We start from the raw sequence: 12870 nt of genomic DNA on the forward strand, positions 1-12870 counted from the left end.
GTCTCCTTTGCTTGAAATCCGAAAGCACATCGACCGCCCTCGGGCATCCGAATTGCCGGCCATCTGCCTGATATCGTGACCGAATGCAAATAACATGATTTTTTTTGTCATATTTATTGTGCCATCGTTCGAGAAGGTCTAGGCAACGCCCGCCGCTGGCGTTGCGAGCGGCTCAATATCCGATCCCGGAGGATCCGAACGTGCCTTCTCAGTCCGGTAGGGTTTCCGAGGCGGTCGTCCCGAACGTGCCGTCCAATCAAACTCTGTCTCGATCGTCATCGCTCGAAGCGATGGTAGGTCCGATTCCATCGAAAGCCGAAGCTAGCGGCGCTCGATCAGGCAGCCTCGAAGCGACCGACTGGGCCGAAGCCGAACAGATCGCATTCCGTGCTTTCGCCAACTGCTACAGCCGGGAGATCGACGGAGGACGGATCGTACGCGGAAATCCGACGGGTGTATCTGCCATCGAATGGCAGTTGCCGTCTGTCGGCCGGATCGTACGAGCAGGTATCGCCTATCGCTCGCTCTGCGGCGCGCACCGGTTCTCCGACGTCCAAGGGGTCGCGGAAGACGGGCTCGGATTTCGGCCGATTGACCGGTTGACCGCCATCCAATGGATGATCACCGAGGCCGGCCGGCGAACCGACGGAGGAGCGGTCGATACCCTGAAATCCGCCGAGCTCTTCATGCAGGTGATCGCCAGCACGCGTGCGGTCGCGCTCAATATCGCCCGGCTGACGACCCCGGCCGTCGCGCATCCGAGCGTACCGTCCTTCGTCGAGACCGAGCAGTCCGTTCTCGGCGGGCACTGGCTGCATCCGACCCCGAAGAGCATGGACGGCATCGCCGGCTGGCAGCGCGAGGTCTACGGGCCCGAGACCGGTCGCTCCTTCCGCCTTGCAGCATTCGCCGTACGGCAAGATCTGGTGCGCGAGAGCGCCGCTTACGGCCCGTTGCCGAGCGCCTTGGCGGTCGCAATCGCGGGCGAGACCTTCGCAAGAGAGCGATTGCGCGACGACGAGGCTCTTCTCCTGATGCACCCGCTTCAGGCTCAGCATCTGCTTCTGACGCCGGCCGTCGAGGCTATGGGCGAGGATGGGTTGTTGCGCCCCCTCGGCGAGTCTGGCCCTTGCTTCTACGCGACCTCTTCCATGCGCACGGTCTACGCGCCGCACGCCTCGCATATGCTCAAATTCTCGCTTCCCGTGCAGATCACCAATTCTGTCCGGCGCAACCGGATCGAGGAGATGAAGGCGGGCGCCGCCATGGCTGCCTGGCTTTCGCTCACCGGACGCGCCGGCCCACGCGAACCGCTCACCATCCTGCCCGATCCGGCCTGGATCACGGTGACCATGCCTGGCTTCTCAGAGAGCGGCTTCGAGACGATCTACCGCCAGACGATCGGACCAGACAGCCACGGCGACTATCCGACCATGATCGCCGCGCTCGTCGCATGCGCGCCGCGAGGTGGTGACAGTCTCCTCAAGCGGTGGATCGCTCGGCTTGCAGGAGGCGCCGGTCACGCCGAACTGGCACGAACGGCCGCGGCCTGGTTCGAGGCCTATCTCGCCGCGAGCCTCGATCCGGTCGTCTTCTTCTTCGATCGCACAGGGATCGCCCTCGAAGCCCATCAGCAGAACGCGCTCCTGAAGTCGCATCGCGGCTGGCCCTCGGGGCTACTCTACCGGGACAATCAGGGTTTCTATCTTTCGCGGGAGCGGCGCGGTGAGATCACAGCAGATTTTCCGGAGGCGATCGGCATCGACGGGCTATTCTTCGACGAGGCCGAGATTGTCGGGCGCATGTCCTACTACCTCTTGGTCAATCAGGTCTTCGCCGTCGTCGCCTGCCTCGGCGAGGACGGGCTGATGGCAGAAGAGCAAGGCTTGGCACGCCTGCGGGCGCGGCTCGAAGGGCTGCATTCCCAGACAAAGTCCAGCGGCCGGCACTTCTGCGAACTCGTGCTAGATGCGCCGGAACTCGTGCTGAAGGCCAATCTCGGCTTGCGGCTTGCGGCGATCGACGAACTCGCGACCGGCCACGGCGCTGGCGTCTACACGCGGATCGCCAATCCGGTCGCACATATCGGCATACCCAATGCAAGGCTTGCCTCGTGACGCTCGTGCTCGACCGTCCCGGCCCCCAGGGGGCGGCGTCGCGCGTCCTCGCCCAGCTCGTTTCTGCGGCGCTCTACGAAAGGCTGGTGACGTTGGAAGCTTTGGGTCGACGCGGAAAGGACGGCGCGGTCCAAGTTCGCTTTTCCGTCGGAAGACATCTCGTTGAAGCAGATGTGTTCGACGGCGCGTTCGGACGTCGAAGGGTCGTGCCCGCAAGCGTCAGGATCGACGGCCGATTACCCGGACCGGACGCCGTCCTCGACATCCTGGACAGCCTCTCGCCGGAGCCCGATCGTCGCGAAAGTCTCCACGCCGAATTTTCACGCACGACGACCGGGCTCGCGGTTGCCATGGAACAGGCGCCTGAGAACCGACGGTCGCTGCCGCTCGACGAACTGGACGCGGCGATCTACGAGGGCCATCCCTATCACCCCGCCTTTCGGGGACGTCTCGGCTTTACCGCGGAAGACGACCGATGTTTCGGACCGGAGGCCGGCGCCGATTTCCGCCTTCGCTGGCTCCTCGTCGCCAAGAACCGGATGACCGAAACGGGCGACGTCGCGGACGAGCCGTCCAGTTGGGCGGAATTCGCCGGAGCAGGAGTCGCAAAGGCGGCAGAGGCGCGGGCGGGCCGCCTTGCCAAGCAATGGCGACTGCTTCCCGTCCACCCCTGGCAGTGGGAGCACAATCTACGCGAGCTTGTCGCACCCGGCATCGCCCTCGGCGAGATTGTCGACCTCGGCGAGATCGGCGAGCGATATCGGGCGAGCCAGTCCCTTCGCACGCTCTTCAACGCGGATCGCCGGAACGCACCGCATCTCAAGCTCCCGCTCGACGTCGTGAACACTTCTGTCGCCAGAACCCTCGACGCTCACTGGGCGCTCGCCGCGCCAGCGATTTCCGACTGGCTAGAGCGACTGGTGCTCTCCGACGACTGGCTGTCCGGCTCCGGAAGGCTCGTGATCCTCAGGGAATTCTCCGCCTCGATCCTCGACCGGCATCGCGAGAGCGCGGAACATACGGGCATGATCCGGCGCGAAAATCCGGCCAAGGCGCTCGAACCGGGCGAGACTGCGGTGCCGCTCAATGCGCTGATGACGATCGAGGCCGATGGCGAACACTTCGTGCAGCCATGGATCGACCGGTACGGCGTCGAAGCCTATGCGGACCGCCTGATCGAGGTCGTCTTCCTGCCCTTGGCGCATCTCCTGATAGCGCACGGGGTGGCCGCCGAGGCACACGGCCAGAACGTCATTCTGGTGCACCGTGACGGCTGGCCGGTGCGGATCGCCTTGCGCGACCTGTCCGACAATCTCGAATGGGTGCCTGGCTTCCTGCGCGACGTGCCGCCGCTGCCGGACTTCGCCGCAATCGATCCGACCTTCGCCGACGCTACGCCGAACCGCTTCTACTGGATGGAAAGCGTCGAGGATCTGCGCTGGCTGTTCATGGATGCGGTCCTGATCTTCTCCATGAGCGAAATCTCGTTCCTCTTCGAGAGTCGCTACGGCTTTGCCGAAGCGACGTTCTACGACCGCGTCGCGCGCGCGATCCGCGATCACGTCCGAGGCTTCGGCCTCGAAGCCCGCTTCGCGCAGCTTGGTTTCGACGCGCCGCAGATCGTGACCGATACGCTGCTCTCGGCCAAACTCGGCCGGATGCCCGATGAGCCGCTCCGCGTGCCCAATCCGCTCAGCCGCTGCCTCGCAGCGCGTCCCGTCACGGGAGCCCTCGCATGATTCGCTTCGACGATCGCCGTCTCGATGCCGGCGAACTCTTCTCGCTCGCCTCGCAGATGAGGACGGAGGGGCGTCTTGGCGCGGACCTCGCGAGGGCTCACGCGCTCCGCCTCGCCGATCCGGCAGAGATGATCGCGGCCTTCCTCCTGATCAGGGCGGAAGGCGGCAGCGTCATGCCCCTCCACGCCTCGACGCCCGAGCCGGCTGCTCGGCGCGTGGCGCTGGCCGCCGGCTGCGAAAGCCTAACGTTCGGCAGGGGACCGGCGACGACCCTCGAGCCGAAGACACGGCGCCCGGCGGGCGATCACAGCTTGATCCAGACGAGTTCTGGCACGACCGGCGAGGCGAAGATTATCGCTCGCTCCTTCGCGGATATCGAGACCGAGATCGCATCCTATACCGACTTCTTCGCGGCGGCCCGCGACCTGACGCCGGTTGTCGCCTGTCCGGTCAGCCATTCCTACGGGCTCATTTGCGGCCTGCTCGCCGGGCTCGTGCGGGGTGCCGAGCCACTGGTGATCGCGCCGGACAATCCGAAATACGTGCTGGCCAAGCTCACCGAGATCGAGCGTCCGGTCCTCTATGCCGCCCCAGCTCTGCTTCACGTGGCGGCGCGCTTCCTCAAACCCGGCGAGACGATCCACGCGGCGATGACGTCGGGCACCGTCCTGCCCGCGCCCTGGTTCGAGACGATCCGCGCGCGGACCGGGCTCCTGTTCCAGCAATACGGCTGTTCGGAAGCCGGCGTCGTCGCGCTCAACCAGGATCTTCGGGAAACGCAGGCCATGGGGCGCCCCTTGCCGCACCTTAAGGTCGAGGCTGGAACGCCGGAGAAGCCGGCCCCAATTCTCGTCGAGACCGCCTCAGGTACGGTCGACACCCAGGATCTCGGTCATTTCGCACCGGACGGCACACTGAACTTCGATGCCCGTCTCGACGATACGATCATCGTCTCGGGCCTCAACGTCTATCCGCGCGAGGTGGAGGATGTGGCACTGACGATGCCGGGCGTGGCCGACGCCGTCGTCTTCGGTCTCGACGATCACCTCGCCGGAGGGCGGGTCGTCCTCCTCTTCGATGGCGCGAAGAGCGTCGAGGAAACCGAACTCGCCGCCTGGTGCGGCGAGCGGCTCGCTGCCCACCAGCGCCCGCGCGAAATCCGCCGCGTTTCCGAAATCCCGCGAGGACCCACCGGCAAGATCAGCCGGCGGGAGGTCCGGGCGCGTGTTCTATCCGAAAATCTCTAGAGGACCACCATGGACACAGTGACCGCGCCCTCTCTCATCGACACGATCCGCCTCGTCCTTGCCGAGGAAATCCGCCATCCGAACATGGAACGTTTTGCCATAGCCGCGCGGCTGCGCGAGGACCTCGGCATCGATTCGGTCGTTCTCATGGAGCTCTTCGTCCGGCTGGAGACGGGCCACGGCTTCGAGGTGCCGAAGACCGCGCTCGACGGCGCGCGGCTGATCACGGTCGGGGACCTCATCCTGCAATTAAGTGCGGATGTCGCCGCGATCGATCTGTCGCCGCGCGCCGCGCCGCCGGTCGATGTCGAAGCCGGCCTCGACGAGGCGCTCGCCGCGGGTGGGGTCCACGGCGAAATGCCGATGGATATCAAGGTTCACTGCTTCGCGAGTTGCCTCTGCGACGGCTTGAAGAAGCGCGCCATCGACCAGCGGCCGTTCTACGCTGCGATTCCAGATGCCGAGATCGCCGTCGACGACCTGCACCGCCTGCGCTACCACGCTGGTTTCATGGATCATCGCCATTTTCGGATCGGTTTCGAGACGCTCTATGGCGGCAAGGTGACGACCGTCGTCGACCCTATGAACCTGATTGCCCATCTCGAAAGGCGGATGCCCGCTATCGACGTCATGGCCATGGTCGATCTCCACCGCCTGCCCGAACGGGAAAACTCCTTCGACCGCGATCCCTTTCCTCACTATGTCCTCATCGAGACGACCGAAGACCCCATGACGATTTTGATGCGGGACGTCGACTTCCGCTGGGAAGGCCCGATCGCGAAGGTCCGTCTCCTGAACGCGATGGAGAGCCCTGCGGTCTCGGGCGGGTTTCTGATTGACCATACGAATTCGCGCGAGCCGTCACCCTCTGAAGTCGCGTCATTCATGGGAGAGATCCTCGCCAAGGATGGGATGCCGCTCGTCGCCGCGCTTCGCTCGACCCTCGACCGGCATATCGAACAAGATCGGCTTTCGGAGCTCGGCGAAGCGGTGGCTGAATTGCCGATCCTCATCATCCGCAAATATGCCTATGAGCACGTCTTCGCCTATCTCTGGCGCGCGCTTCGCCGCGATACGGCGAGCTTCGACGTCTGGGCCGACAAGATCGAGCGTCTCGTCCAGGGCTATCGGATGGTCCATCTCGAAATGGAGAAGCTCGGCGCGGAAGGGAAGCCGGAGATGGCGACGAGGATCCGCGAGATTCTCGACCGGTTGCACGATATCGAGGCGGCCATCCGGCACGAGATCCGCATATCCGCCACAATGCTGGCACCGGACGAGGCAGGTGAGAAGATAAACCTGAGCGCCTGACGATGAGGGGTGTCATGCGGCGTCGGTCCCGATCAACCGTTCGCAGGCCGGCCAACCTCGCTTACAACCTCTTGAGACCGAACGGTTCGCTTGCCGGCCCGTCGAGATGGGTTCAAATTACTGCATGCTCCGACGCTTCTTTGCCTATTACCGGCCCTACAAGGGGCTGTTCATGCTCGATTTCGGCTGCGCTGTGCTGGCCGGCCTACTCGAACTCGGCTTCCCGATTGCGGTGAAGGTGTTCGTCGACGACCTCCTGCCGGGCGGAAACTGGCCGTGGATCATCGCCGCGACCGTTGGCCTCCTCGCGATCTATCTCCTCAACACCGGGTTGATGGCGATCGTGACCTATTGGGGGCACATGCTCGGCATCAATATCGAAACCGAAATGCGCAAGCGCGCCTTCGATCATCTCCAGAAGCTCTCCTTCGGATATTTCGACAACGTCAAGACCGGCCATCTCGTCGGCCGCCTCACCAAGGACCTCGAAGAGATCGGCGAGATCGCCCATCACGGGCCGGAAGACCTCTTCATCGCCGTGATGACGTTTATCGGCGCCTTTGTCCTCATGCTCTTCGTCCATGTGGAACTGGCGCTGATCACCGGCGTCATCGTGCCGGTCGGCGCTTGGCTGACGACGCGCTATGGCGCGCGCATGACCGCGACCTGGCGGGCGATCTACGCTTCGGTCGGCGATTTTAACGCGCGGATCGAGGAGAATGTCGGCGGCATCCGCGTCGTGCAGGCCTTCGGCAACGAGCGTCACGAGCGTCGGCTGTTCTCGCGGAACAATGCCGAATATCGCCGCCGCAAGCTCGACGCCTACAAGATCATGTCCTGGTCCCAGTCGCTCAACTATTTCTCCATGCGCCTCACCCAGGTGATCGTCATGGTGGCAGGCACCTGGTTCGTCATCGCCGGGGACCTGACGAATGGCGGCTTCGTCGGCTTTCTGCTCCTCGTCGGGGTTTTCTTCCGGCCGGTCGAAAAGATCGCGGCGGTGCTGGAGACCTATCCGAAGGGGATCGCCGGCTTCCGGCGCTATTGCGAGTTCCTCGACACCGAACCGGAAATCGAGGATCGGGCGGGAGCGATTGCGGTCTCGAAGGTCGAGGGCGCGGTTTCGTTCGACCACGTGCGCTTTGCCTATGGCAACGGCCTGCCCGTTCTTAAGGATGTGAGTTTTGCGGCAAAACCCGGCGAGACGATCGCCTTCGTCGGCCCGTCCGGTGCTGGAAAGACGACGATCTGCGCCCTCCTTCCGCGCTTCTACGATGTCTCGGGCGGCGCGATCCGGATCGACGGCACCGACATCCGCGAGATGACGCTCGCTTCGCTCAGAAACCATGTTGGCGTCGTCCAGCAGGACGTCTTCCTGTTCGGCGGCACGGTACGCGAAAACATCGCCTACGGCCGCCTCGACGCTCCGGAGGACGAGATCGTCGAGGCGATGCGGCGCGCTTCTCTAACAGAAACGGTTGCAGCGCTCCCGAACGGCCTCGACACCATCGTCGGCGAGCGCGGCGTGAAGCTCTCGGGCGGCCAGAAGCAGCGCCTGTCGATCGCGCGCGTGTTTTTGAAGGACCCGGCGATCCTCATTCTCGACGAGGCCACCTCGGCGCTCGACACGGCGACCGAACGCCAGATCCAAGCTGCGCTCGCGGAGCTTTCCAAAGGCCGCACCAGCCTCGTCATCGCCCACCGGCTCTCGACCATCCGCCACGCGGACCGCATCTGTTTCGTCGAGGCCGGACGGATCGTCGAAACCGGCTCTCACGCCGAACTCATGACGAGAGGAGGCGCCTATGCCCGCCTCGTCGAGGCCCAATCCGGACTTGGACCTTCGCCCGAACGCATCTTCGAAGCGCGGAACGAGCGTTTCCGCATGGCCTGATACGGGTCGTCCCGGCGCCGAGACGTCAGGCTTCGAAGAACGGCTGCAGGCACGCCGACCGAAACCGGAAGGCTCAGCCCTCTTCGCCGGCTTCCGCGCGCTGCCAGTGGAGCTTCGGGAACTCCTCGCGAAAGGCGAACCGCTCAAGATGGCGCTCGAGGACGTCCTCGATCGTTGCGAGGTCGTCCGCGCTCGCAGAACTGGCCGTGAGCGCGAGCCCGTCCCCGGTGATCGCGATCGTGCCCGAACCGATCTCGAAACCGAGGACCGCGGCACTCTCGGTCTCCTCGACCGGGATCTTGTGGCCGAAATGCTTTGCCATCGCCTGTTTGTACCGGGTGGCATTCTCGGTCTGAAACGTCGTCGAAGAGGCTGGCATGGCATCTAACTTTTGTTTCAAGGGCTTGTTTTACGGTCGTCCGGATCTGGTCTCGCCGGTCTTATTCCCGCTTCGGACAGGTGCCACAGAAGCTGCGCGACCCGCAGGTATATTTGAGACAGCAGCTCTGCCGGACCGGTCTCGGCGCTGGCGTCCGGGCCGCCTCGTCAACCGCAGTGTTAGGGCTGGGCTGCCAAGCGATCGCATCAGCGAGTTCGGGCGCGGCACGCTCCATGAAACGCGTCAATTTCGCACGAACGTCGCAATTCGCTGCGCCGTGACGCCTGAGAAGGAAGAAGGGTGCTGCAACGCCGATCGCGCAATTGCTTCGGCGCAGTGACGGAGCGACCGTCGCTTTCGAAACGCTGATCTGGAGAAGGGATTGCGAGATATCTGTGATCGCGGCGCGAAGATCGGCGGCCGTCCCCGGACCGACGGGCGCGAAACCTGCGACCGGTCGCCGAATGTCTCGCGCCCGCTCCATGAGCCTTACGGTTTCATCGGCCGTACCAACGGGGACGAGCCCTCTAAGCAGCCAGAGCGACGAGAGCGTCCACAGGATGGAACGGGACAGCGCACGATGAATTTGCGCATGGGCGATCTTGTTGGAGGGCGCACCGAGCGCCCGCTGCTTCATGCAGGCCTTGGTCAGCGCGGATCGGAAGAGCCGGGCTCCGAGACCGTCCCCGATGTCTGCGGCCTCATCCGCTCTTTCGAGCAGAAGGTCGAGTTCTTCGCGGGCCGAAGGGCGCGCGGCAGCAAGGAGGCTTGCGAAATCGTCTTGAGACGGGTCACCTCCCAGCCTGTCCGCCATTGTGGCCCCACCATTCCTCGCGAAGAGAATGCCCATCAGCGGAGCTGGAAGCGGATCGGAACCGAAAAGCTCATCGAGTTCCGGCCAGCTTCACGCGGGATCGGCGGAAAGGGTGACGCGCGTCGCACGGTATCGACCGCGGCCCGGTCGATCAGCGCGTTGCCCGAGGAGCGGACGAGGCGGATGCCCGAAGCGCCTCCGCGCGCCGTGACGGTAAAGGAGACGGATGCCGTGCCTTGTGCGCGCTGACGCCGCGCCGCCGTCGGATAACGCTGGGCGCCGCGAATACGAGCGAGAACCTGTCCGGAATAGTTCGACTGCGCCTGAGAAGCGCTGACACCGGAGCGACCGCCGCCTGACCTCGCCGCCCTTCCGCTCTCGCGCGACCCGCGCTGGGCGTTGGCCTGGTTGCGTCCTCGGCTGCCGCTGGCCGCCTGCGTGCGCTCGGCGCGCTCAGCCTGTGCCTGGCGTCGCTGCTGTTGGGCCCGCTCACGGCGCGGTTCCTCGCGGCGCGGTTGCGCGCGCTCCGGCGGGTCTTCCGCGACGCGGCGGGGCGGCGGGTTCGGACGCCGGGTCGGACGCGGCACGTTGTCGGGCTGCGGGTCCATCGCCTCGACCGTTTCCGTGACCGTCGCAGCGCTTGGCGCTTCAGGCTCGATTGCGGCGACCTCGGCCTGTTCGCTCGAAGGCACCGTTTCGACCTCGCTCTCCGTAACCGCCTCCGTCGGCGCTTCCGTCATGATCTCGGATTGCGTACCTGAAGTTGTCTCGCTCGGTTCGGGTTGTGCCTCGGGAGTCGCTTCCGCGACCATGGTCTCGGGCGGCTGTGCATCTTCGACCGTTTCTTCGGTTTCGCGAGGTTCGGCCGTCTCCGTCGTTTCCGCTTCCACCGTCTCCGTCGTTTCAGCCGCCGTCGCGGTCTCGGCCTCGCTGGTCTCCTCGCCCTCGGCCAGCGCGTCAAAGGGGTCTCCGGCAACCGCCATTTCGAGACCAGGCCCGCCCTCCATCATCGCCGGCTCTTCCTCGCTGGAGGCCGCGGTGAACCAGAGCGCGACGCCGCCGTGGATCGCGAATGAGACGATGAGCGCCGAAATCAAGGCGCGGCGGGAAAGAGCCATGGCTTAGAGGCTCCCGCCCGACCGGGTGACGATGCGCGTGTCGAAACCCGCCTCGCGCATGTTGCGCAGGAAGGCGATCAGATCGGCGGCCGGAAGGGCCTGATCGGCGGTGATGGAGACCGGTTCGCCAGCCTTAAGTGCTTCGGCCGGCTCGCCTTCGCCTGCCGTTATCGGCGCAGCCGTAGTCTCGCCGAGCGCTGCGATCAAAGCCTCCTCGCTGACCGTCTCGCCGCCATAAAGCAGGTCACCGCCCGCGGTGATGCCGACTGGCCCGGCGGGCGGTCGCATGCGTTCGGCCTCGCTCGTGCGGATCAGTTCGATATCGCCGTCGCTCGTCGCCGCGACCGTGCCCGCGAGCAGGAAGAAGATCAGCATCAGGAAGACGATGTTGATCAGTGCGATCGTCGGGTCCTGGCCGCGACGTTTGACCGGTCTGTCGAGTTTCATGGCGTCTATCCGAAATCTGAAGGTCAGTCGGCGACGGAAATCGCGGCGAAGCCGGCGCGGCGGGCCGCCTCCACGGCGCCGACCAGGGTCTGGCTGTCCGCCCCCTCGTCCGCCTTGACGAGGAGCTTCTCGCCGCCGGCCTCGCGCAGGCCCGTGAGGTGGGCGACAAGACCCGCCGTCTCGATAGCCTCGCCGTTGATCGCGATGACCCCGTCGGGTCGAGCACGCATCATGACGTCCGGCTGAGTGCCTCCGCTCGCGCCTTCCGCCGCGGGCGCTGCGATCTCGACCGCCTGGTGACGAATGAAGGTCGAGGTCAGCATGAAGAAGAGCAGCAGGAGGAAGATGACGTCGATCAGCGACGTCATCGACAGCCCGGCGCGCCGTGCCCGTTTCGCCCCGATCCGCATGGCGTCACTCACCAGGCGCGAGACGCGCCTCAGCCGGAGAGGAAGCGGTGCGATCCGCGTTCTCGCTCGCCGCTCTCGTTCCAATGGCGCGGTCGGTGACGCTTCTCGTGAAGATCGCGGCGATCGCGGTTTCCATCGCGACACGCTCGTTCTCGATGCGCCCGTCGAACCAAGTGGTCAGAAGCTGCGAAGGCATGGCGACGGCAAGACCGACGGCGGTCGTCAGAAGCGCGACCCAGATGCCGCCTGCAAGCTGGGAAGGATCGACGTCCGACCCGGCGTTCTGCATCGCCTGGAAAGCTTCGATCATGCCGAGCACCGTGCCGAACAGGCCGAGGAGCGGCGCGATCTGCGCGATCGCTTCGAGGAGGCGCAGGCCGGATCCCAGCGAATGGAGCCGCTCTGTCGCAATACGTTGGACGTCCTCCTCGATGGTCTGCCTTGCGAGAGAGCGTGTCATCGCGCCGCGGATGGCCGAGGCGACGACGCCCGCCACCGGGCCGCGCCCGCCCTCGGCGGCCTTCAGGGCTTTTGCGGTGTCGCCGCGCACCCAGGCATCGACCGCCTGCCGGCTCGCGCGGCGCTTGCCGACGCCCTCGCGCGAGAACTGCCACAGCTTGAGAAGGACAACGGCGAAGGCGACGACGGAGAGGGCCGCAAGAATCACAACGACAAAGCCGCCGAGTTCATAAATCTGCAGGACCGGTTGAATGAGAAGGGAGGCATTCATGGAAAGCGACGCTCACGAAAAGTTACTGCGCGGCGCTCGCAAGCGAGCGACGAATTCAAAGGCCGAGGCTGATGTCGCCGCGCGACGATGCGGTCAGCGCCGAAGCGCAGACCTCGTTAGTCACACCTTCGCCCTCGCAAGCGGAAACGTCATTGACGAGAACCCGGTCGATCGTCTCGCAGGACGAGCCCGACAGATTGAACTCGCGCACCTTGGTTCGGCCCTCCGCCATCACACCAAAATCGAGAACGAGCAGCCGCTCGATCAGGCCTTCCGGGTTGAAGAGAACGATCTCGAAGGCTGCTTTCGAGAGGTCAGACCCAAGCTTGTTCGTTGTGACGAAGCCCAGGCGGCATCCATCGTCGGTCGGCACCGCACGGTTGAGTTCGATGGAGAAGGCCGGCCCGCCCGCGCGGGGTGCGGGTTCGTCGTTCCGATCCTGCGCGGCGGACGGACCGGACAGGACGAGCGAGGCAAACATTGTGAGGGCGGCGGCGAACCGCATACGAGTCGGGATCGGCATTCTTGTTCCTGAGATCCGGATGGCGTTTGCTACGCCCTACATAAATCAGATTATTAGAGTCAAGTTATTGATCAAGGCCATACCTGGCTTCGCGACGCCACGACTGCGAATGCCGCCAAAATCACCTCGATTTGACCTTAG

12 protein-coding genes are annotated in these 12870 nt (G+C 64.8%); 5 read left to right on the top strand and 7 right to left on the bottom strand.

What is annotated here, in order from left to right:
• Nucleotides 1–200 precede the first annotated feature (200 nt).
• From FP2506_RS14705 to FP2506_RS14725, 5 genes are all read left to right on the top strand, one after another.
• Nucleotides 201–2117, top strand: coding sequence for an IucA/IucC family protein (locus FP2506_RS14705; RefSeq protein WP_148227588.1), 1917 nt, complete (start codon nt 201–203; stop codon nt 2115–2117).
• Nucleotides 2114–3856, top strand: coding sequence for an IucA/IucC family protein (locus tag FP2506_RS14710; RefSeq protein WP_007068341.1), 1743 nt, complete (start codon nt 2114–2116; stop codon nt 3854–3856). Before FP2506_RS14705 ends, FP2506_RS14710 begins: the two co-directional genes overlap by 4 nt.
• Entirely contained in the window at nt 3853–5103 is a 1251-nt protein-coding gene (locus FP2506_RS14715) for an AMP-binding protein (protein ID WP_007068342.1), read from the top strand. Before FP2506_RS14710 ends, FP2506_RS14715 begins: the two co-directional genes overlap by 4 nt.
• A 9-nt stretch (nt 5104–5112) precedes the next feature.
• Nucleotides 5113–6414 (top strand): DUF6005 family protein, encoded by a 1302-nt coding sequence (locus FP2506_RS14720; RefSeq protein ID WP_007068343.1) that lies wholly within the window; start codon nt 5113–5115, stop codon nt 6412–6414.
• Nucleotides 6415–6538: 124 nt separating this feature from the next.
• Nucleotides 6539–8308, top strand: a complete 1770-nt coding sequence (locus tag FP2506_RS14725; protein ID WP_007068344.1) for an ABC transporter ATP-binding protein — start codon at nt 6539–6541, stop codon at nt 8306–8308.
• A 73-nt stretch (nt 8309–8381) separates the two neighbouring features.
• Here the strand turns inward: FP2506_RS14725 and FP2506_RS14730 are convergent, their stop codons facing one another.
• The 7 genes from FP2506_RS14730 to FP2506_RS14765 all read right to left on the bottom strand — a co-directional run bounded on the left by FP2506_RS14730 (nt 8382) and on the right by FP2506_RS14765 (nt 12729).
• Nucleotides 8382–8687, bottom strand: a complete 306-nt coding sequence (locus tag FP2506_RS14730) for a DUF2218 domain-containing protein (protein ID WP_007068345.1) — start codon at nt 8685–8687, stop codon at nt 8382–8384.
• A gap of 61 nt (nt 8688–8748) precedes the next feature.
• Entirely contained in the window at nt 8749–9501 is a 753-nt protein-coding gene (locus FP2506_RS14735; protein WP_148227589.1) for a hypothetical protein, read from the bottom strand.
• Nucleotides 9502–9536: 35 nt separating this feature from the next.
• Complete coding sequence (locus FP2506_RS14740; RefSeq protein WP_007068347.1) at nt 9537–10619, bottom strand: energy transducer TonB family protein; 1083 nt, start codon at nt 10617–10619, stop codon at nt 9537–9539.
• Between the two features lie 3 nt (nt 10620–10622).
• On the bottom strand, nt 10623–11066 hold the full coding sequence (locus FP2506_RS14750; protein WP_007068348.1) for an ExbD/TolR family protein: 444 nt from the start codon (nt 11064–11066) through the stop codon (nt 10623–10625).
• Nucleotides 11067–11089: 23 nt separating this feature from the next.
• Complete coding sequence (locus FP2506_RS14755; RefSeq protein ID WP_007068349.1) at nt 11090–11488, bottom strand: ExbD/TolR family protein; 399 nt, start codon at nt 11486–11488, stop codon at nt 11090–11092.
• Nucleotides 11481–12206 (bottom strand): MotA/TolQ/ExbB proton channel family protein, encoded by a 726-nt coding sequence (locus FP2506_RS14760; RefSeq protein WP_007068350.1) that lies wholly within the window; start codon nt 12204–12206, stop codon nt 11481–11483. Before FP2506_RS14760 ends, FP2506_RS14755 begins: the two co-directional genes overlap by 8 nt.
• Nucleotides 12207–12261: 55 nt before the next feature.
• Complete coding sequence (locus FP2506_RS14765) at nt 12262–12729, bottom strand: hypothetical protein (protein ID WP_007068351.1); 468 nt, start codon at nt 12727–12729, stop codon at nt 12262–12264.
• Between the last annotated feature and the right edge of the window lie 141 nt (nt 12730–12870).

The organism is Fulvimarina pelagi HTCC2506, assembly GCF_000153705.1.
GTDB classification, from domain to species: domain Bacteria; phylum Pseudomonadota; class Alphaproteobacteria; order Rhizobiales; family Rhizobiaceae; genus Fulvimarina; species Fulvimarina pelagi.